The sequence below is a fragment of the Mycobacterium sp. IDUB_21 genome, from assembly GCF_055419425.1.
In genome coordinates this window covers 399,165-418,943 of record NZ_JBVAXQ010000002.1, presented here as the reverse complement: position 1 = coordinate 418,943, position 19,779 = coordinate 399,165, and the positions used below count along the sequence as shown (strand labels likewise).

Sequence of the window (19,779 nt, the reverse complement as noted above, 5' to 3'; positions counted from 1 at the left end):
TCGGGAAGGGCTGCAAGAGGATTCCACTGTGGGCAATCCCATCGTCGCGATCGCCGGGTCGTCCGGGCTGATCGGCTCCGCTCTGGTGTCGGCCTTGCGCACCGCCGACCATCACGTGCTGCGGATTGTGCGCCGGGCCCCGGCCAACCGCGCCGAGCTGCGCTGGGACCCCGAGGCCGGCGACATTGATGTCGATGCCCTGGCCGGAGTCGACGCGGTGGTCAACCTGTGCGGAATCGGCATCAGCGACCGCCGCTGGTCGGGGGCGTTCAAACAGAACCTGCGCGACAGCCGGATCACCCCCACCGAGGTGCTGTCGGCGGCGGTGGCCGATGCTCGGGTACCGGTGCTGATCAACGCCAGCGGAGTCGGCTTCTACGGCGACACCGGCGCCCGCACCGTCGACGAGTCCGCACCGTCCGGCCGTGGGTTTCTGGCCCGGCTGACCCAGGACTGGGAGGCTGCGACCACCCCCGCCCGGGCCGCCGGCGCCCGGGTGGTGCTGGCCCGCACCGGCTTGGTGCTGTCCCGCTCGGGTGGGCTCCTGAGCCGACTGCGTCCGTTGTTCTCGATGGGGCTGGGCAGCCGGCTGGGCAACGGCCGCCAATACATGTCCTGGATCAGCCTGGACGACGAGGTCCGGGCGCTGCGGTTCGCGATGGCCGAGTCCGCGATCAGCGGTCCGATCAACCTGACCGGGCCGGCACCGGTGACTAATGCCGAGTTCACCGCCGCCCTGGGCCGGGCGCTGAACCGGCCGACGCCGTTGGCTCTGCCCGGTTTCGCGGCCCGGGCCGCCTTCGGCGAACTCGCCGACGAGGGACTGCTCGCCGGTCAACGCGCCATCCCGGCCGTGTTGGAGCAGGCCGGCTTCCAGTTCCAGCACAACACCATCGGCGAAGCCCTCGGCTACGCCACCACCCGCCCGACCCCGCTCTAAGCCCGGGTAGCCTGCGAGCATGAGGTCCATCCGGTCTGACACTGCGCCGATCGACGTGCGCCAGCTGGATACCGTCGACTACGGCACCGCCTGGCAGCTGCAACGTGACCTGGCCGACGCCAGGGTCGCCGGTGGCCCGGACACGCTGTTGCTGTTGGAGCATCCGCCGGTCTACACCGCCGGGCGGCGCACCGAGCCGCACGAACGCCCGCTCGAGTCTCTTCAAGGCACCCCGGTGGTCGACGTCGACCGGGGCGGCAGGATCACCTGGCACGGCCCGGGACAGCTGGTCGGCTATCCGATCATCGGCCTGGCCGAACCGATGGACGTGGTCAATTACGTACGCCGCCTTGAGGAATCACTCATCGAGGTGAGTAACACCTTGGGCCTCAACCCTATTCGAATCGAAGGTAGATCCGGGGTGTGGCTGCCGGCCGGCGGCGGCCGTCCCGCGCGCAAGCTCGCGGCGGTCGGCGTGCGGGTGGCCCGGGCGACCACCCTGCACGGGTTCGCGCTCAATTGTGATTGTGACCTCAGTGCGTTCAGCTCGATCGTGCCGTGCGGGATCACCGACGCGGGCGTGACGTCGCTGTCGGCGGAATTGGGCTTTGTGACCAGCGTCGACGACGTTCGGCGGGCGGTCGCCGGGGCGGTCGTCGACGCTCTCGACGGCGTGCTGCCGGTACGCGACCACTTCGAGTCGCGCGTAACATCGACCCGGTGAGCGCCGTCGGAGAAGGCCGTAGATTAAGCCGTGCTGAAGCACGCAACGCCGAGACGCCGATCGAACGCAAACCATCGTGGATCAAAACGCGCGCCCGAATGGGTCCGAACTACACCGAGCTGAAGGGCTTGGTCAAGCGGGAGAAGCTGCACACGGTCTGCGAGGAGGCCGGCTGCCCCAACATCTACGAGTGTTGGGAGGACCGGGAGGCCACGTTCCTGATCGGCGGCGAGGTCTGCACCCGCAACTGTTCGTTCTGTCTGATCAAGTCGGGCAAACCCAGCGAACTCGACCGCGACGAACCGCGCCGGGTCGCCGAGAGCGTGCAGGCGATGGGGCTGCGGTATGCGACCGTGACCGGCGTCGCCCGCGACGACCTTGCCGATCAAGGCTCCTGGCTCTACGCCGAGACGGTGCGTGCCATCAAGGCACTCAACCCGTCCACGGGTGTCGAATTGCTGATCCCCGACTTCGGCGCCCGACCCGACCTGCTGGGTGAGGTGTTCGAAACCCGCCCGGAAGTGCTGGCGCACAACGTCGAAACCGTGCCGCGCATCTTCAAGTTGATCCGGCCCGGGTTCAGCTACGAGCGCAGCCTGAGTGTTTTGACCCAGGCCCGCGACGCCGGGCTGGTCGCCAAGAGCAACCTCATCCTGGGCATGGGCGAGACCGCCGAGGAAATCCGGGACGCGCTCTCCGCTATGCACAACGCCGGCGCCGAACTGGTCACCATCACCCAGTACCTGCGCCCCAGTGAGCGACACCACCCGATCGACCGGTGGGTCAAACCCGAGGAGTTCGTCGAGCACGCGCGGTACGCCGAGGAGCTCGGTTTCGCCGGGGTGATGTCCGGGCCGCTGGTGCGCTCGTCGTATCGGGCCGGCCGGCTCTACCAGCAGGCCATGGCGCGTCGCGCCGAGCTCGACCGCAGCGCGGCCCCCGGCTGATACCCCGGCTGGCGGCAAGCCCGGCTGCGTATCCTTGGTAGCTATGGCCAGAGCGCGCACCACCACCGAGGACAAGGCTGCCCGGGCGGCGGCGAAAGCCACCCGCAAGGCCGCCGGCAAAGAACGCCGCACCCAGCTGTGGCAGGCCTTCCAGCTTCAGCGCAAAGAGGACAAGCGGCTACTGCCGTACATGATCGGCGCCTTCGTGCTGGTCGCGGGGGTGACCACTGCGCTGGCGCTCAACGGCGGAACCTTCGCCAAGGTGACGACGATTCCGCTCGGCGTGGTGTTGGGCGCGCTGGTGGCGTTCGTGATCTTCGGCCGGCGCGCTCAGCGGTCGGTTTACCGCAAGGCCGAGGGTCAGGCCGGTGCGGCCGCGTGGGCGCTGGATAACCTGCGCGGCAAGTGGCGGGTCACTCCCGGGGTGGCCGCCACCGGCCAGCTGGACGCCGTACACCGGGTGATCGGACGCCCCGGCGTAATCCTGGTCGCGGAGGGCTCCGCGGCGCGCGTCAAGCCGCTGCTGGCCCAGCAGAAGAAGCAGATCGCCAAATCCGTCGGTGAGGTACCGATCTACGACGTGGTGGTCGGTAATGGCGACGGCGAGGTGCCGTTGTCCAAACTGGAACGTTTCCTGACCAAACTCCCGGCCAACATCACCACCAAGCAGATGGATTCGCTGGAGTCGCGGCTGACCGCACTGGGCAACCGCACCGGGACCGCCGCGATGCCCAAGGGCCCGATGCCGCCCGGAGCCAAGATGCGCGGGGTGCAGCGCGCCGTGCGGCGGCGCTAGCCCGCGACCGCCGCTAGCGTCCGCGCACCACTGCGGTGCCGGTCGCGCGGTCCTGCAGACCGCGACCGTCGGCGTCGGAGAACAACGGCGGCACCACCAGCGCTATCAGCAGTCCGCGTACCACGGCGCGTATGACTCCCACTCCGACGCCGTCCACCGCGATCACTCGCAGCCCGCAGGCGTACTGACCCGGCGTGAAGCCGAACAGCCGCACCGCGACGGCACCGAGCACCAGCCAGATGACCAGCACCGCGGTCGACAGAAGTTCCGAGGTCAGCGCGCCCGACGCCAAGCCCAGGCCGGCCAGCCCGTAGGCCAATAGCCAGTCGACGGCCAGGGCCAGCACTCGACGCCCCATCGGGGCCAGCGAACCCGGACCGGTGGGCGGCAAACCCAGGCGTTCGCCCGGGGCACCGTCGGGGGGCCGAGGTCCGGCCGACTCCGGCCCGGACAGCCACGATGAGAAGGGGCGGCTCATGCCCCCTACGATAAGCGGGTTGGAACCCGACCCGGCATCGGCGGGCCCTGCCGCGGTTGCGTAACGTCAGCAGCGGCAACCCCACCGTCCGACCGGGGCTACCAGCGGAGGAGAACAATTCTGTGACCGACAAGACGGCCGACGACATTCTCAAGCTCGTGGCCGATGAGAACGTGGAGTACATCGACATCCAGTTCTGCGACTTGCCGGGCATGATGCAGCATCTGTCGATCCCCGCGTCTGCGCTCGACGAGAGCGTGTTCACCGACGGGCTGGCCTTCGACGGTTCGTCGATTCGCGGCTTCCAATCCATCCACGAGTCGGACATGATGCTGCTGCCCGACTTCTCCACCGCCCAGATCGACCCGTTCCGGGCGGCCAAGACGCTGAACCTGAACTTCTTCGTGCACGACCCGTTCACCCGCGAGCCTTATTCGCGCGATCCGCGAAACGTCGCGCGCAAGGCGGAGAACTACTTGGCCAGCACCGGCATCGCCGACACCGCCTATTTCGGCGCCGAGGCCGAGTTCTACATCTTCGACTCGGTGAGCTTCGACTCGCAGATGAACGGCACCTTCTACGAGGTCGACTCGGATTCGGGTTGGTGGAACACCGGCTCGCCGACCGAGATCGGCGGAGGTGCCAACCGTGGCTACAAAACCCGCCCGAAGGGCGGCTACTTCCCGGTGGCGCCCAACGACCAGTACGTCGATCTGCGCGACACCATGACCACCAACCTCGCCAACGCCGGCTTCACCCTGGAGCGCGGCCATCACGAGTGCGGCTCCGGCGGGCAGGCCGAGATCAACTACCGGTTCAACACGCTGCTGCACGCCGCCGACGACCTGATGCTGTTCAAATACATCATCAAGAACACCGCCTGGGCGCACGACAAGACCGTCACCTTCATGCCCAAACCGCTCTTCGGTGACAACGGCTCGGGCATGCACGTGCACCTGTCGCTGTGGAAGAACGGTGACCCACTGTTCTACGACGAGGCCGGCTACGCGGGGCTGTCCGACATCGCCCGGCACTGCATCGGCGGCATCCTGCACCACGCGCCGTCACTGTTGGCGTTCACCAACCCGACCATCAACTCCTACAAGCGCCTGGTGCCGCACTACGAGGCGCCGATCAACCTGGTCTACAGCCAGCGCAACCGCTCGGCCTGCGTGCGCATCCCGATCACCGGCACCAACCCCAAGGCCAAGCGCCTGGAGTTCCGCTGCCCAGACTCCTCGGGCAACCCCTATCTGGCGTTCGCGGCCATGCTGATGGCCTGCATCGACGGCATCAAGAACAAGATCGAGCCGGCCGCCCCGGTCGACAAAGATCTCTACGAACTGCCACCGGACGAGGCCGCCGACATCCCACAGGCCCCGGCCACGCTGGCCCAGGTGATGGACAACCTGGAAGCCGACCACGAATACCTCACCGAGGGCGGGGTTTTCACCCCGGACCTGATCGAGAACTGGATCCGCTACAAGCGCGACCACGAGATCACCCCGATCAACCTGCGCCCGCACCCGTACGAGTTCGCGCTGTACTACGACTGCTGAGTACCCCCAGCCGTCACTCCGCCCCGTCTCGCGCCCAGGCCGGCATGATGAACACCCCGTCGGCCTCCACGGTTACCCCGGCGGCGTCCGAGATATGGCCGCGGGCATAGGTTTTGATGCCCTCCTTGCGGTATATCGAGGCTTCGGCGCGCAAGGGTCCCAACGGGGTTCCACGCAGATATTTCACCGTGATCGTGCCGGTGAATAGCGGCTTGGTCAGGCCATCGCTGGCCGCCTCACCGAGCAGATGGTCGAGCACCAGGGCGCTGACCCCGCCGTGGACCAGCGACGGTGGGCCCTCGTAGGCCGCGCCGAGGTGAAAGTCGCTCCAGCAGTGCCCATTCTCGCCGTGCTCGATCACCAGCGGTGGCGCGATCGGATTGCGCAGGCCGATTACCGCGTTACCCCACGCCAGGGGCCGTCCGTCGACGACGTAACGCATCCCGGGTGAGTCGCTGAGAATTCCGTCGCGAAGCCGCTCGGTCAATTGGCGCACCTGCGCGGTCACTTCCCCGGCCGTGACGTCGTCGGCCTGGGTCCGAATGGTGGCGTCGATCAGCTCGCGTACCGCAGCCGCCAGCGGTCCGTACCGTGCCGACAGCAGCGCACTCTCGTCGGCACTGATCGTCGGCACGTTCGAGCGTGCTCCGAAATCCACCACAGATGTTCTCCTTCAATCTCCGAAAACCTTGCGTACCACTACCTTCGCGCGCCGCGTAACCCGCAGGTAATTGTCCAGGAACTCACCGCCGTCACCGCCGGGCCAGCCGGCGGCCACCGCGACCGCGTTGAGCGCGCGGCCCGCTCCGGGCAGCTGGTCGGTGGGTTTGCCGCGAACCAGCACCAGCGCGTTGCGGGCACGGGTCGCGGTCAGCCAGGCCTGCCGGAGCAGGTCTACATCGTCTTCCTCGAGCAGCCCGGCGGCGGCGATGGCGTCCAGGGTTTCCAGCGTCGAGGTGTTGTGCAGCGCCGGTACCCGGTGGGCGTGACGCAGCTGCAGCAGCTGCACGGTCCACTCGACGTCGGCCAGCCCGCCCCGGCCCAGCTTGGTGTGCGTGTTGGGGTCCGCACCCCGCGGCAGCCGTTCGGCGTCGACCCGCGCCTTGACCCGGCGGATCTCCCGCACCGCGTCGCCGGACACCCCGCCGGCCGGGTACCGGGTGCCGTCGACCATCAGCAGGAACCGTCGACCCAGTTCGGCATCACCGGCGACCCAGTGCGCCCGCAGCAACGCCTGGATCTCCCAGGGCTGCGCCCACTGGTCGTAATAGGCCGCGTACGAGGCCAGAGTGCGCACCGGCGGGCCGCTGCGGCCCTCCGGTCGCAGGTTGATGTCCACCTGCAGCGGCGGGTCGACGCTGGCGGTGCCCAGCAGCGCCCGCACCTGCTCGGCGATCGACGTGGCCCAGCGCACCGCGTCGGCGTCGCTCACGCCTTCGGCGGCCTCGCAGACGAACATCACGTCGGCGTCCGAGCCGTAACCGAGCTCGCGCCCGCCGAGCCGGCCCATACCGATGACGGCGATCCGCGCCGGAGCCGACTCCCCGCGGCCGCCCGGCAGGTTGACCCGGACGATCGCTTCCAGGCTGGCCTGCAGCACCGCCACCCACACCGAGGTCAGCGCCACGCAGACGTCACGGACCTCGAGCATGCCGAGCAGGTCCGCCGAGGCGATCCGGGCCAGTTCGTAGCGGCGCAGGCTGCGGGCGGCGGCGATCGCGCGCACCGGGTCGGCGTAGCGGCCCGCCGAGGCGATCAGCGCCCGCGCCACGGCGTCCGGCTCGTGGTCGAGCAGTTTCGGTCCGGACGGACCGTCGCCGTAGGACTGGACGACGTCCGGGGCCCGCATCAAAAGTTCGGGGACGTAGGCCGAGGTGCCCAGCATCCGCATCAGCCGCTTGGCCACAGCGCTGCTGTCGCGCAACGTGCTCAGGTACCAGCGCTGCGTGGCCATCGCCTCGCTGAGCCGCCGGTAGGTCAGCAGGCCGGCGTCCGGGTTCGGCGTGTCCGACAGCCAGTACAGCAGCTTGGGCAGCAGCACGGTTTGCACCCGGCCGCGGCGGCCGCTCTGGTTGGTCAGCGCCGCCAGATGCGTCAGGGCGTTCTGCGGCGCCTCGTAGCCGAGCGCGGCCAGCTGTCGTTCGGCGGCGCCGGGCGTCAGACCGCCGGCCAGCTCGAGGCCGGCGGGACCGACCGCTTCCAGCAGCGGCTGGTAGAACAGCTTGGCGTGCAACCGCGATACCCGCAGGTTCTGCGCCTTGAGCTCTTCGCGCAGCACCCCCAGCGCATCGTGGCGAGCGTCCGGCCGGATGTGAGCGGCGCGGGCCAGCCAGCGCAGCGCCTCGTCGTCGTCGGGTGGAGGCAGCATGTGGGTGCGCTTGAGCCGCTGCAACTGCAGCCGGTGTTCGAGCAGCCGGAGAAACTCGTACGACGCGGTCAGGGTGGCCGAATCCTCACGGCCGATGTAGCCGCCGGCGCCAAGGGCCGCCAGGGCGTTGACCGTCGAGGCCACGTGCAACGACTCATCGCCTCGGCCGTGCACCAGCTGTAGCAGCTGCACCGCGAACTCGACGTCACGCAGGCCGCCGGCGCCCAGCTTGATCTCGCGGGCCCGGATCTCAGCAGGCACCAGCTGCGCCACCCGGCGGCGCATCGCCTGAACATCGGCGACGAAATCCTCACGCTCGCAAGCGGTCCACACCATAGGCAGCAACGCATCGACATAGGCCCGGCCCAATTCGGCATCACCGGCGGCGGGTCTGGCCTTGAGCAGCGCCTGAAACTCCCAGGTCTTGGCCCACCGCTGGTAGTAGGCGATGTGCGACTCCAGCGTCCGCACCAGCGCACCGTGGCGGCCTTCGGGCCGCAGTCCGGCATCGACCTCGAAGAACGCCTCGCCGGCCACCTGCATCAGCTCACCGGCGACCCGGCTGCTCACCGCGTCGGCTTCTTCGGCGACGAAGATGACGTCGACATCGCTGACGTAATTCAGTTCCCGCGCCCCACATTTGCCCATCGCGATCACGGCCAGGCGCGGCGCAGCCACGGCGTCGTCCGCGCCGCACACCGTCTTCTCGGCGACCTGCAGCGCGGCCGCCAACGCTGCGTCGGCCAGGTCGGACAGGTGCGCCCCGACGGCCACGAACGGCAGTTGCGGCTGACTCTCGACGGTCGGCGCCAGGTCCAGCGCCGCCAGCACCAGTAGCCGGTCGCGGTAGAGCTCCCGCAGCCGCTCGACGTAGGCACCGTCCGTCGTCCCGGCGACGCAGTCGGCGAACAAGTCGCGCAGGGCATCCGCCGACGGCAGGGTGATCGGCGCGTCTTCAGCGCCATCAGCGCTCTCGGGGCTTGCCAACAGCTTCCAGGACTGCGGGTGTGCGATCAGGTGATCCCCCAGTGCCAGTGAGGATCCCAGTATTGCGAACATCCGCCCGCGCAAACCGCGATCGGCCATCAAGGCCGCGCTCAGTTCGTCCCAGTCGATTCCCGGCGCTTCGGACAGCCGGACCAGGGTGCGCAGCGCGAGGTCGGCGTCGGGCGCCCGCGACAGCGCCCAGAGCACGTCAGCGTGCGGTTGGGTGTACGAGCTGTACCAGCCGAGCTGGGTCAGGTCCGCCGCGGCGTACCGATCGACCAACCCGAGCCGCCCGACGCTGGGCAGCTTGCGGCGCTGCGCTCCGGGGTAGGCCACGAGGCGTCCGGGTCAGAGCGCCAGGTAGTTCTGCAGCTCGTAGGGGGTCACGTGGCTGCGGTAGTTCGCCCACTCTTGGCGCTTGTTACGCAGGAAGAAGTCGAAAACCTGCTCCCCCAACGCTTCCGCGACCAGCTCGGAGTTCTCCATCTCGCCCAGCGCACGCTCCAAGGTGCCGGGCAGTTCGCGGTAGCCCATCGCCCGGCGCTCCTCGGGGGTCAACGCCCACACGTTGTCCTCGGCCTCCGGGCCCAGTTCGTAGCCCTTCTCCACCCCGCGCAGGCCGGCGGCCAACAGCACGGCGAACGTCAAGTACGGATTGCACGCCGAGTCCGGGCTGCGCACCTCGACGCGCCGCGACGAGGTCTTGTGCGGGCTGTACATCGGCACCCGCACCAGCGCCGAGCGGTTGGACGCACCCCAGGACGCCGCGGTGGGCGCTTCCCCGCCGTGGATCAGGCGCTTGTAGGAGTTCACCCACTGGTTGGTGACGGCACTGATCTCGTTGGAGTGCTCGAGGATTCCGGCGATGAACGACTTGGCGGTGTCGGACAGCTGCAGCGGATCATCGGGGCTGTGGAAGGCGTTGACCTCCCCCTCGAACAGGCTCATGTGGGTGTGCATGGCCGAACCGGCGTACTCCCGGAACGGCTTGGGCATGAACGACGCCCGCACCCCTTCTTTGAGCGCGATCTCTTTGATCAGGTAGCGGAAGGTCATCACGTTGTCGGCCATCGACAGCGCGTCGGCGTAGCGCAGGTCGATCTCTTGTTGGCCCGGGGCGTTTTCGTGGTGGCTGTACTCCACCGAGATGCCCATCGTTTCCAGCGCGTCGATCGCGTGCCGGCGGAAGTTGGCCGCCGAGCCGTGGATCGCCTGGTCGAAGTAGCCGGCGTCGTCGGCAGGAACGGGTGACGACCCGTCGTAGGGACCGGGCTCGAGCAGGAAGAACTCGATTTCGGGATGCACGTAGCAGGCGAAGCCCATTTCTCCGGCTTTGGCCAGTTGCCGGCGCAGCACGTGCCGCGACGACGCCCATGCCGGGGATCCGTCCGGCATGGTGATGTCGCAGAACATCCGGGCCGAGTACTGCCGGCCGGCATCCGACGTCCACGGCAGCAACTGGAAAGTGGACGGGTCGGGATGGGCGACCATGTCGGATTCGAAGACCCGCGCGAAGCCCTCGATCGCCGAACCGTCGAAGCCCACGCCCTCCTCGAAGGCGCCCTCGAGCTCAGCCGGGGCGATCGCGACCGATTTCAGATACCCGAGGACGTCGGTGAACCAGAGCCGGACGAAGCGGATGTCGCGTTCCTCCAGCGTGCGGAGCACAAACTCCTTCTGACGGTCCATACCGCGAAGCGTAGCAGCGCTCAGCACTTCGCATCGGTTGGCGGCAACGTGCCGTCGACCAGGTAACGCGTGGCGAAGCCGTCGACACATTCGTTGCCCTGGAACACCACCGTGTGCTGCGTTCCGTTGAACGTCAGCAGACCGCCGCGCAGCTGTTTGGCCAGGTCCACACCGGCCTGATACGGGGTGGCCGGGTCGCGGGTGGTGGACACCACCATCGTCGGCGGGAGGTCGGGCACGGAGATGGTGTGCGGCTCGGTGGTCGCAGGCACCGGCCAGAACGCGCAGGTGCTCAGCGGCGCGTCACCGGTGAACTTCCCGTAGCTCATGAACGGCGCCATCTCACGCGACCGCCTATCTTCGTCGATCACCTTGGCACGATCGGTGATCGGTGGCTGGTCGACGCAGTTGACCGCCACCCGGGCGTCGGTGGCGTTGGTGTAGTGGCCGTTGGCGTCGCGGCGCATGTACAGATCGGCCAGCCCGAGCATGATGTCGCCACGTCCATCGACCAGATCCGACAGGCCGTCGTTGAGGTGAGTCCAGAACGTCGGCGAGTACAGCGCCATGATGGTGCCGACGATGGCGTCGCTGTAGCTCAGCCCGCGCGGATCCTTGGTCTTCGCGGGTTTGTCCACCAGCGGGTCGACCAGGCTCTGGTAGACCTCGACGGCCTTGGCCGGGTCGGTGCCCAACGGGCAGTCCGGGTCCTTGGCGCAGTCCGCCGCGAAGTCGTCGAACGCTCCCTGGAAGGCCTGCGCCTGACGCAGGTCCTCCTCGATGGGGTCGGCGTTCGGGTCCACCGCGCCGTCGAGAATCATCGCGCGAACATTCTGCGGGTAAGCCTCGGCGTAAGCCGAGCCGATCCGGGTGCCGTAGGAGTAGCCCAGGTAGGTCAGCTTCTCGTCGCCCAGCCCGGCCCGCATCGCGTCGAGGTCGCGGGCGACGTTGACGGTGCCCACGTTGGCCAGGAACTCCTTACCGGTCTTGTCCAGGCAGCGTTCGACGTAGTCCTTGGTCTCGTTCTCGATGCGCTCCACGCCCGCGGGGCTGTAGTCGACCTGGTTGAGGGCCCGCAGCCGGTCGTTCTCCTTGTCGGAGTTGCACCAGACCGCCGGCCGCGACGACGCCACTCCACGTGGGTCGAATCCGACCAGGTCGAAATGCTCACGAACCCGGCGCGGCAGGGTGCTGATGAGGCCCACCGCGGTTTCGATGCCCGACTCCCCCGGCCCGCCCGGGTTGATCACCAGCGAGGCGATCTTGTCCTTGGTGGCCGGAAACCGGATCATGGCCAGCCGCGCGACGGCACCCTGCAGGTTGGAGTAGTCGACCGGCACCGCGATGAATCCGCACTGGGCGTCGTCGGGCACCTTGATGTTGGTGTCGGCGGTGAATCGGCACTTGTCCCATGCGACCGGCTGACCGACCCGCGGCGTGGCCAGCACCGCGTGCCCCGGTGTCAACCGGGTGCAGCTGCCGACCGTGAGTGCCACCACCGCGATCGCGAGGCAGGTCAGGGTCGTACGCGCGATCCTGTCGCGGCGGGTCGGCGGGGTCATGACACCACATGCTGCCATGCACAGCTGGGCACAGCCCGCCACCGGGGCGCTCAGCGCGTGGCGTCGAGCAGTTCGGCCATCCCCAGGCCGAAGTCATCGGCGAGCCCCCACAGGTCCGGCAACAGTTCGGGACAACTGATCAGTCCGACGTTGAGGTGGCCGTTCAACGACATCACGGTCACGTTCAGGCCCGAGCCGTGAAAGACCGGCCCCAGCGGGTACATCGCGGCGATCTGGCAGCCCAGGTAGTACAGCGGAACCTGCGGACCCGGGACGTTGGAGATCACCAGGTTGTGCACCGGGCGGGCGGAGGTGAGCCGGGTCTTGGCATAGAGCCGCATGGCGAGGCCGAACACGGCCGGTGCGGCGAACTGCGACCAGTCCTGCAGCAGGGTCGCACCGATGGCCGAACTGTGTTCCTTGGCCACCGCATTCGCTTCGGAGATGGCCTTGAGCCGCACCACCGGGTCGGCGATCTGCGTTTCCAGGCGGGAGAACATCCCGGAAACCTGGTTGCGGCCCGGACGGTCGGACTTGCCATGCACCGACACCGGCACCATGGCCACCAGCGAGGACTCGGGCAGCTCGCCACGGTCGCCCAGAAACTGCCGCAAGCCCCCCGATACCAGCGCCATCACCACGTCATTGACCTTGACGCTGAAGTGGTCCTTGACCTTCTTGATGTCCTCGAGGTCCAGCTGGGCATAAGCAACGTTGCGGCGGCCACTCACACTGGCGTTGAACACGGTCTGCGGCGCGGCGAACGGCGAAGCCATCGTCTCGCCGGTGCGCACCCGCTGCACCGTCTTGGCCACCGACGACGCGGTGCGCGGCAGCACATTGACCAGGTTCAGGGGCCGGCTCACAAACCGCGCCAGCCCGCCCACCGCGATCGCCAGGCTGCTGGCGTCGCCGGCACCGTCGACCGGCTCCGGGCGCGGGGCGTCGGCCTCGGTGCTGCACATCTGCGACATCATGTTCGCGCCGGTGACCCCGTCGACGCCGGCGTGGTGCATCTTCATCAGCACCGCGATGCGGCCGCCCCCTTGAGCTCCGCCGGCTTGGCCGTCCTGGGGGCCCCGCACCCCCTCGATCACCCATGACTCCCACAGCGGCCGGCTGCGGTCCAGCGGCAGCGCGGCGATATGCCCGGCGATCTCGGCCAGCTCCACCCGACCGCCCGGCGGCGGCAGCCCGATGCGGTGCACGTGGCGGTCGATGTTGAAGTCGCGGTCCTCCACCCAGACCGGGTGGTCGAGGTTGAGCGGGCTGTCGGCGAGCTTCTCCCGGAACTGGGGCATCGCAGTGATGCGCGCGGCGAGTTCGTCGCGGAGCCGCTCGAAGCTGTAGCCGCCGGGCATCGTGGCGGCGTCCAGTTCCAGGATCGAGCAGACATGCAACGGCTGTTGAGGGGTTTCCAGGTACAGGAAACTGGCGTCGAGTCCGCTGAGCCACTGCATGCCGCTGATGGTATGCCGCTGCGCCGGGTCAGATGTGAGGAAATCCACTCAACCTGGTGGTTCAGCCGCACCGCAGCAAGTGGCACACTGGTGATGTCAGACGACCCGGGGACCCGGCCAAGGGCTTCGAGGATCGACCCGACCAATTCGAGGGACAACGATGTCTGAGCATATTTATGGTGCTTCATCCGAATCGAAGCCCGACCTGAACACCGGCCCCGTCCGGGTGGCCCCGCAGACCCGCGTCCATCATCTACAGCAGATGAAGGGCGAGGGCCGCAAGTGGTCGATGCTGACGGCCTACGACTACTCCACGGCCCGGATCTTCGACGACGCCGGCATCCCGGTGCTGCTGGTCGGCGACTCGGCGGCCAACGTGGTCTATGGCTATGACAGCACGGTGCCGATCTCGATCGACGAGCTGATTCCGCTGGTCCGCGCGGTGGTGCGCGGCGCCCCGCATGCGCTGGTGGTCGCCGACCTGCCGTTCGGCTCGTATGAGGGCGGGCCGGCGGCGGCGCTGGCCACCGCCACCCGGTTCATGAAGGAGGGCGGCGCGCACGCCGTCAAGCTGGAGGGCGGTGAGCGGGTGGCCGAGCAGATCGCCATGCTGTCGGCGGCCGGCATCCCGGTGATGGCGCACATCGGGTTCACCCCGCAGAGCGTCAACACCCTGGGTGGTTTCCGGGTGCAGGGCCGTGGCGATGCCGCCGAGCAGACCGTTCACGACGCGATCGCCGTGGCGGAAGCGGGTGCGTTCGCGGTGGTGATGGAGATGGTTCCGGCGGAATTGGCCACCCAGATCACCGGCAAGCTGACCATTCCCACCGTCGGGATCGGCGCCGGCCCCAACTGCGACGCCCAGGTTCTGGTGTGGCAGGACATGGCCGGGATGACCAGTGGCAAAACCGCCCGGTTCGTCAAGCGCTTCGGGGATGTCGGCGGTGAATTGCGCCGTGCGGCAACGCAGTACGCCAATGAGGTGGCGTCCGGAACGTTCCCGGCCGAAGAACACTGCTTCTAGTACGGCTGCTTTCACGACGACTGCTTTCACAAGGCAGTGCCCGGGCGGTCCGGATGTGACAGGCTGGATGCCGTGCCGGCAGCCGATCCGAACACCGCTCGGTATCGCGAGGTGGAACGCAAGTTCGACGTTGACGCGTCGGCCATCTCGCCGTCCTTCGACGGCATGGCCGGGGTCGCCGGAGTTGAGCAGTTGCCGGCGCAGGCCCTTGCGGCCGTGTACTTCGATACACCCGGCCACGACCTGGCGGCCCGACGAGTCACATTGCGCCGGCGCACCGGCGGTCCCGACGCCGGCTGGCACCTGAAACTTCCTGCCGGGCAGGACACTCGCACCGAGGTGCGCGCACCCCTGGGCCCGGAGATTCCGGACGAACTACTCGACGTGGTGACGGCGATCGTAAGGGATCGGCCGCTGGCACCCGTGGCACAGATTCGTACCGCCCGCAGCGTGGTGGCGCTGCGCGACGATCAGGGTGAGGTGCTGGCCGAGTTCTGCGACGACCAGGTCTCCGCGTCGGCCGGCGGCTCCGAGCACGAACACGCCGAACAGTGCTGGCGGGAATGGGAGCTGGAACTGGGCTGTGGGGACCTCGACTTGCTGGACCGGCTGAGCAACCGGCTTCTTGACGCCGGCGCCAGGCCGGCCGGCTACGGCTCCAAACTGGCCAGGGTGCTCGGCGCGCCGGCGGTGGCCGCGCACCCGACCGATCGCCTCCATCGGGCGCTGGCCGAGCAGATCGAGCAACTGCTGGTCTGGGATCGGGCGGTGCGCGCCGACGCCGACGACGCGGTGCATCAGATGCGGGTGACGATCCGGCGGATCCGCAGCCTGTTGCACGGCGAGGAGACGGCCCACGCCCCGCTGCTGGGCGAACTGCAGGAATTGGGCGCGGTCCTGGGTGTGGCCCGCGACGCCGAGGTCCTGGCCCAGCGGTATCAGCAGGCGCTCGACGAGCTGACGCCAGAGCTGGTCCGCGGACCGGTAAGCGAACGGCTGGTCGGCGGTTCGCTGCGCCGCTATCAGACGGGGCGACGGCGCAGCCTGGCCGCGATGCGCTCCCCGCGGTACTTCCGGCTGCTCGACGGCCTCGACGATCTGGTCAGCGCGCCAGCCGCCGAGCAGTACGCCACCGTCGACATCGCCTACCGGCGGTTGCGCAAAGCGGTGAAGGCCGCCAAGACGGCCGCCGACCGCGACGCGGCACTGCACCGGATCCGCAAGGCCGCCAAGCGGCTGCGCTATGCCGCCGCCGCCGCGGATAAGAAGAAGATCGCCAAGCGGGCGAAGACGGTTCAGACCGTGCTCGGCGACCACCAGGACAGCGTGGTCAGCCGGGCGCATCTGATTCACCAGGCCGACGCCGCGGCGGCCGCCGGCGAGGATACCTTCACCTACGGGCTGCTGTATGCCCGCGAGGCCGACCTCGCCGCGCAGAGCCGGGCGGCCTTGCGGCCCGCGTTGCGCAAACTGAACCGGGCGGTTCAGTGAGCCTCGACGAAGGAGAGGCGAAGCTGGAACCGCCCCATGGGCCGGGCGGTTCAGTGAGCCTCGACGAAGGAGAGAAGAAGCTGGAACCGATTATCGAGCTACTGTCGGCAGCGCCGATCCAGGTGAGCCGAAAGGAAAACACCATGAGCGCACCAACTTCCGAAATCGCCACCGCCGCCGCCCCCAGCCGACAGGTTGGGGCGGTCCTCTACTGAGAGGGCACCTATTCCCCGGCGGATGTGCCCGCCAGTGCGTCCAGTACCCGATCGATGAACCGGTCGGCGTTACCACGAAGGCTGTCGTTCGTGTGTTGGGTCGTGTCGATCTCAATCGGATCCCCCGATGCGAAGCGCACCACCACTGCGCGCCGGTATGTTCGCTCCCCGAACGCGTCCGCCGAACCATAGGCGTTGACGTCGACCCCAGTGACCTGGCTCAGCGGCCGGATCAACGCATCCAGATCCTGCTCCTCTGCGGCATCCGCGATGTAGTCCAACTGCCCGATCGCGTGCCCGTCGATCCACACCAGACGACGCTGCTGATCTGGCAGCTTCTCGCAGGCGAACCCTTCAACCGGCCATCGCCTAACCAGCACCCCGATCTGCTCAACCACGATCCTGGGCGGCCGCGACCAGTCCGGGAATACGTCCCTGGCTATCTGCCGGAGTCGTTCTTCGTTCGCCATGGACGACAACGTTAGTCGCGCCGCAGGGCGCGGCACCGTGAGGAGCTGACGGTCCACGCGCACGGTGCGCTCGAGGAACCTAACCCGGGAACTGTGGTCTGCCGGGTGCACCATGAGGGCGATCGCTGCCGAGGTGGGGTGTTCGGCCGCGACGCACTGGTCAACGCTGCGGGGCGGACGAGTTGGCCTGTAAGCCGGATTCTGTTCCGCACCGCTGGGCGGTGCGGCGGCGACCATCCATCTGGGCACACCGTTGCCGGGTACCTCGAGCGGCCTACCCGCAGATTCGGGCGAGCAGCCCTCAAACACCTGCGCGACCGCACCTAAGTGCGACCTTCTTGGCCTTGCTTCGGGTGGGGTTTACCAAGCCGTCCCGGTCACCCGGGACGCTGGTGCGCTCTTACCGCACCGTTTCACCCTTACCACCTTGCGGTGGCGGTCTGTTTTCTGTGGCACTGTCCCGCGAGTCACCTCGGATTGCTGTTAGCAATCACCCTGCTCTGTGAAGTCCGGACTTTCCTCGACCCGCTCGCGCGCGCCGCGGCCGCCCGGCCAACTCGTCCGCGCTGATCACCGTACCGGCAAGCTCGGAGCTGGCCAACTGCGATCCATCGCCGTTGAGTGTGCAGCAGCGGTGGTATCTGGCGCCGGATCCCTCCCTGGCCGCACAGTGAACGCCGCCATTGCACACTCAATCAGCCGGGGCAGACCCCTTAAGCTGCATTGATGACGACGTCGCGATGGCAGCGGCGGGTGAACGCCGGCGACTGGGACGCCATCACCGCCGAACTCGACGAATGCGGCGGCGCGCTGCTGCCCCGGCTGTTGACGGCCTCGGAGGCCGCGCGGCTACGGCGGGTCTACACCGACGACGAGCGCTTCCGCGCCACCGTCGACATGGCGCGTCATCGTTACGGGTCCGGGCAGTACCGGTATTTCGCGGCGCCGGCACCCGATCCCGTCGATGCGCTCAAGCGGGCGCTGTATCCGCGCCTGCTGCCGATTGCCCGGGACTGGGCTACCCGGCTAGGCCGGGACGCGCCCTGGCCCGACGACTTCGACGAGTGGCTGGGGCACTGCCACCGGGCCGGTCAGATCAAGCCGACGGCCCTGATGTTGCACTACGGCCCGGGCGACTGGAATGCCTTGCACCGGGACCTCTATGGCGACTTGGTGTTTCCGCTGCAGGTGGTGATAAACCTCAGCGACCCGGCTGCCGACTACACCGGCGGCGAGTTCCTCCTCGTCGAACAGCGACCGCGGGCCCAATCCCGGGGCACCGCCACCCAATTGCCGCAGGGGCACGGCTATCTGTTCACCACCCGTGACCGGCCGGTGCGCTCCACCCGGGGCTGGTCGACGGCGCCGGTGCGCCACGGCGTCTCGGCCATCCGTTCCGGGCAGCGCTACACGCTCGGGCTGATCTTTCACGACGCCGCTTGAAAGACGCCGCTTGAACAGCAGCGCCTATCCGTTGCGGCGCAACAGGATCACGCTGTCGGTCAGGGTGGCGGCCTGGCCGTCGGGTCCGACCGCCTCGCGATCGACAGTCTCCGCCCGCAGCCGTTCCCACTGCGGGTCGTCGAGTGCCATGCCGGCCAGCATCTCGTCGACCGTGTCGAAGCGATGCTCATGACCGTGCTCACCGGCCCACGGTGGTGCCGCGGCGTGACCGACGATCAGCAGCCGACCACCCACCGCTACCGCCTCGGCGGCCCGGCGCAGTATCGCCTCGCGGTCCATCTGCACCGGTGAGTGCAGGAACTGCGCCGACACCAGGTCGAACCGGCCATCCGGAAAACTGACGGATAGATCGTGGCGCTCGAAGCGGACGCGGGCCGCCACACCCCGCTCCTCTGCGTTGGCTTGGGCCCGTTCCAACGCGTTGGCCGAGACGTCGACGGCGAGCACCTGCCAGCCGTCCTCGGCCAGCCAGATGGCGTCGGCGCCCTCGCCACAGCCCAGGTCCAGCGCCCGGCCCGGAGCCAGATCAGCGGCGACGTCGGCGAGTCGGGCGTTGACCCGCCCGCTCCAAACCCGGTCGTGGCCGCCGTAGAACTCTTCCCAGAATTCCTGCGCGTTCTGCGTTGACTCGGTCATCGCCCGAGGCTCCTTTCGCTCGTTTCGATGCGGGGCGGCAGTGCCAACCCGTAGTCGTCGGCCGCCAGGCTCTGTACCACCGCTGCCCCGGCTCGGGATCCCGCCGCGATCGCGGCGGCGACCTGCGGCATCTCGGCCGCGAGATCCCCGGCGGCGAACACACCGGGAATCGAGGTGCGGCACAGTGGATCGACGTCGACCGGGTCTTCGGCCACCGGTCCGGGCGCGGCCAGATCCAGCCCGAGGTGCTCGGCCAGTCGATCCCGCCGGCGCATGGTGGTTGCGACCAGCAACCCGCGCCGCGGCAGCCGACCGCCGTCGGCGAAGGCCACCGCGGACAGCTCGCCGTCATCGCTTTCCAGTGCTGCCACCGGCCGATCATCGACCCGGATTCCGGCGCCGGCCAACCGGGCACAATCGGCGTCATCGAGGTCGGCCGGACCATCGGTGAGCACCACGATGTCGTCACTCCAGCACCGCAGCAGCAGCGCGAGGTGCACGGCCCGGTCGCCGCCCGCCAGCACCGCCAGTGGTTGATCGGCCACTTCCCAGCCGTGGCAGAACGGGCAGTGGAAAACCGAACGCCCCCACAGGCCGTCCAAGCCGGGCAGCTCCGGTGGCACATACGCCATCCCGGTAGCCAGCAGCACCCGCCGGGTACGTTCGCGGGCTCCGTCCGCCAAGCGCACGACGAAATGCCCGTCCGCCCGGTCGATGTCGGCCACCTCGCCGGTGCGTACCTGCACCCCGTAGGACTCGAGTTCCCCACGGCCGAGCGCATACAGCTCGGCCGGCGGCCGACCGTCGTGGCCCAACAGGCCGCCGATGCCGTGCGCGGCGAGGTTGCTCTGCTCCCCCGCGTCGATCAGCAAGGTGTGACGCCTGGCCCGGCCCAACACCAGACCGGCGCTGAGCCCGGCCGCACCACCGCCAACCACTACGCAATCCCACATTTCGTTCATGCACCCG

At 68.6% G+C, this 19,779-nt stretch carries 18 protein-coding genes and 1 other RNA gene; 9 read left to right on the top strand and 10 right to left on the bottom strand.

The genetic code is table 11. The features are described from left to right. The first annotated feature begins 28 nt into the window (after window positions 1–28). The 4 genes from ACZYY4_RS04845 to ACZYY4_RS04830 are packed head-to-tail and all read left to right on the top strand — an operon-like array spanning window position 29 to window position 3,407. Complete coding sequence (locus ACZYY4_RS04845) at window positions 29–940, top strand: TIGR01777 family oxidoreductase (protein WP_463808314.1); 912 nt, start codon at window positions 29–31, stop codon at window positions 938–940. Window positions 941–959: 19 nt separating this feature from the next. Beyond that, window positions 960–1,664: a lipoyl(octanoyl) transferase LipB gene (lipB, locus tag ACZYY4_RS04840; protein ID WP_463808313.1), complete on the top strand. Its 705-nt coding sequence runs from the start codon at window positions 960–962 to the stop codon at window positions 1,662–1,664. Beyond that, window positions 1,661–2,611 (top strand): lipoyl synthase, encoded by a 951-nt coding sequence (locus ACZYY4_RS04835; protein WP_463808312.1) that lies wholly within the window; start codon window positions 1,661–1,663, stop codon window positions 2,609–2,611. Before lipB ends, ACZYY4_RS04835 begins: the two co-directional genes overlap by 4 nt. Window positions 2,612–2,654: 43 nt before the next feature. Next, on the top strand, window positions 2,655–3,407 hold the full coding sequence (locus tag ACZYY4_RS04830) for a DUF4191 domain-containing protein (protein ID WP_463808311.1): 753 nt from the start codon (window positions 2,655–2,657) through the stop codon (window positions 3,405–3,407). 13 nt (window positions 3,408–3,420) lie between these two features. Here the strand turns inward: ACZYY4_RS04830 and ACZYY4_RS04825 are convergent, their stop codons facing one another. Continuing rightward, a complete protein-coding gene (locus ACZYY4_RS04825; RefSeq protein ID WP_463808310.1) occupies window positions 3,421–3,885 on the bottom strand; it encodes an RDD family protein in 465 nt (154 codons plus the stop codon). A 122-nt stretch (window positions 3,886–4,007) separates the two neighbouring features. Here ACZYY4_RS04825 and glnA (ACZYY4_RS04820) point away from each other — a divergent pair, with 122 nt between their 5' ends. Then, window positions 4,008–5,444 carry a type I glutamate--ammonia ligase gene (glnA, locus tag ACZYY4_RS04820; protein ID WP_463808309.1) on the top strand — a complete coding sequence of 479 codons (1,437 nt, stop codon included), beginning with the start codon at window positions 4,008–4,010 and terminating at the stop codon, window positions 5,442–5,444. A gap of 13 nt (window positions 5,445–5,457) precedes the next feature. Here glnA (ACZYY4_RS04820) and ACZYY4_RS04815 read toward each other — a convergent pair whose 3' ends face one another. The 5 genes from ACZYY4_RS04815 to ACZYY4_RS04795 are packed head-to-tail and all read right to left on the bottom strand — an operon-like array spanning window position 5,458 to window position 13,510. Next, a complete protein-coding gene (locus ACZYY4_RS04815; protein WP_463808308.1) occupies window positions 5,458–6,102 on the bottom strand; it encodes a PaaI family thioesterase in 645 nt (214 codons plus the stop codon). Between the two features lie 15 nt (window positions 6,103–6,117). Next, entirely contained in the window at window positions 6,118–9,135 is a 3,018-nt protein-coding gene (locus ACZYY4_RS04810) for a bifunctional [glutamine synthetase] adenylyltransferase/[glutamine synthetase]-adenylyl-L-tyrosine phosphorylase (protein ID WP_463808307.1), read from the bottom strand. Between the two features lie 12 nt (window positions 9,136–9,147). Next, complete coding sequence (gene glnA / locus ACZYY4_RS04805) at window positions 9,148–10,488, bottom strand: type I glutamate--ammonia ligase (RefSeq protein ID WP_463808306.1); 1,341 nt, start codon at window positions 10,486–10,488, stop codon at window positions 9,148–9,150. A gap of 20 nt (window positions 10,489–10,508) precedes the next feature. Beyond that, on the bottom strand, window positions 10,509–12,050 hold the full coding sequence (locus ACZYY4_RS04800; RefSeq protein WP_463808305.1) for an alpha/beta hydrolase: 1,542 nt from the start codon (window positions 12,048–12,050) through the stop codon (window positions 10,509–10,511). Window positions 12,051–12,100: 50 nt separating this feature from the next. Further along, complete coding sequence (locus ACZYY4_RS04795; protein WP_463808304.1) at window positions 12,101–13,510, bottom strand: WS/DGAT/MGAT family O-acyltransferase; 1,410 nt, start codon at window positions 13,508–13,510, stop codon at window positions 12,101–12,103. 160 nt (window positions 13,511–13,670) lie between these two features. Here ACZYY4_RS04795 and panB point away from each other — a divergent pair, with 160 nt between their 5' ends. From panB to ACZYY4_RS04780, 3 genes are all read left to right on the top strand, one after another. Then, window positions 13,671–14,534, top strand: a complete 864-nt coding sequence (panB, locus tag ACZYY4_RS04790; RefSeq protein ID WP_463808303.1) for a 3-methyl-2-oxobutanoate hydroxymethyltransferase — start codon at window positions 13,671–13,673, stop codon at window positions 14,532–14,534. Window positions 14,535–14,606: 72 nt separating this feature from the next. After that, entirely contained in the window at window positions 14,607–16,025 is a 1,419-nt protein-coding gene (locus ACZYY4_RS04785; protein ID WP_463808302.1) for a CYTH and CHAD domain-containing protein, read from the top strand. Beyond that, the gene (locus ACZYY4_RS04780) at window positions 16,022–16,240 is read left to right on the top strand and encodes a hypothetical protein (RefSeq protein WP_463808301.1); all 219 of its coding nucleotides are present in this window, start codon (window positions 16,022–16,024) and stop codon (window positions 16,238–16,240) included. Before ACZYY4_RS04785 ends, ACZYY4_RS04780 begins: the two co-directional genes overlap by 4 nt. A gap of 8 nt (window positions 16,241–16,248) precedes the next feature. Here the strand turns inward: ACZYY4_RS04780 and ACZYY4_RS04775 are convergent, their stop codons facing one another. Further along, window positions 16,249–16,824, bottom strand: a complete 576-nt coding sequence (locus ACZYY4_RS04775) for a hypothetical protein (RefSeq protein WP_463808300.1) — start codon at window positions 16,822–16,824, stop codon at window positions 16,249–16,251. A 60-nt stretch (window positions 16,825–16,884) separates the two neighbouring features. Next, window positions 16,885–17,270, bottom strand: an RNA gene (rnpB, locus tag ACZYY4_RS04770) — RNase P RNA component class A. A gap of 166 nt (window positions 17,271–17,436) precedes the next feature. Here rnpB and ACZYY4_RS04765 point away from each other — a divergent pair. Continuing rightward, on the top strand, window positions 17,437–18,153 hold the full coding sequence (locus ACZYY4_RS04765; protein ID WP_463808299.1) for a 2OG-Fe(II) oxygenase: 717 nt from the start codon (window positions 17,437–17,439) through the stop codon (window positions 18,151–18,153). Between the two features lie 24 nt (window positions 18,154–18,177). Here ACZYY4_RS04765 and ACZYY4_RS04760 read toward each other — a convergent pair whose 3' ends face one another. Both ACZYY4_RS04760 and ACZYY4_RS04755 read right to left on the bottom strand, forming a co-directional pair. After that, a complete protein-coding gene (locus ACZYY4_RS04760) occupies window positions 18,178–18,810 on the bottom strand; it encodes a class I SAM-dependent methyltransferase (protein WP_463808298.1) in 633 nt (210 codons plus the stop codon). Then, window positions 18,807–19,772 (bottom strand): NAD(P)/FAD-dependent oxidoreductase, encoded by a 966-nt coding sequence (locus tag ACZYY4_RS04755; RefSeq protein ID WP_463808297.1) that lies wholly within the window; start codon window positions 19,770–19,772, stop codon window positions 18,807–18,809. Before ACZYY4_RS04755 ends, ACZYY4_RS04760 begins: the two co-directional genes overlap by 4 nt. Window positions 19,773–19,779: the final 7 nt, after the last annotated feature.

What these genes read in the sequence shown, in the direction of transcription:
- lipB (WP_463808313.1), top strand. Translation starts at nt 960, where the DNA reads ATGAGGTCCATCCGGTCTGACACTGCGCCGATCGACGTGCGCCAGCTG.
- ACZYY4_RS04830 (WP_463808311.1), top strand. Translation starts at nt 2,655, where the DNA reads ATGGCCAGAGCGCGCACCACCACCGAGGACAAGGCTGCCCGGGCGGCG.
- ACZYY4_RS04825 (WP_463808310.1), bottom strand. Translation starts at nt 3,885, where the DNA reads ATGAGCCGCCCCTTCTCATCGTGGCTGTCCGGGCCGGAGTCGGCCGGA.
- glnA (WP_463808306.1), bottom strand. Translation starts at nt 10,488, where the DNA reads ATGGACCGTCAGAAGGAGTTTGTGCTCCGCACGCTGGAGGAACGCGAC.
- ACZYY4_RS04800 (WP_463808305.1), bottom strand. Translation starts at nt 12,050, where the DNA reads ATGACCCCGCCGACCCGCCGCGACAGGATCGCGCGTACGACCCTGACC.
- ACZYY4_RS04795 (WP_463808304.1), bottom strand. Translation starts at nt 13,510, where the DNA reads ATGCAGTGGCTCAGCGGACTCGACGCCAGTTTCCTGTACCTGGAAACC.
- panB (WP_463808303.1), top strand. Translation starts at nt 13,671, where the DNA reads ATGTCTGAGCATATTTATGGTGCTTCATCCGAATCGAAGCCCGACCTG.
- ACZYY4_RS04775 (WP_463808300.1), bottom strand. Translation starts at nt 16,824, where the DNA reads ATGGTGCACCCGGCAGACCACAGTTCCCGGGTTAGGTTCCTCGAGCGC.
- ACZYY4_RS04765 (WP_463808299.1), top strand. Translation starts at nt 17,437, where the DNA reads ATGACGACGTCGCGATGGCAGCGGCGGGTGAACGCCGGCGACTGGGAC.
- ACZYY4_RS04760 (WP_463808298.1), bottom strand. Translation starts at nt 18,810, where the DNA reads ATGACCGAGTCAACGCAGAACGCGCAGGAATTCTGGGAAGAGTTCTAC.
- ACZYY4_RS04755 (WP_463808297.1), bottom strand. Translation starts at nt 19,772, where the DNA reads ATGAACGAAATGTGGGATTGCGTAGTGGTTGGCGGTGGTGCGGCCGGG.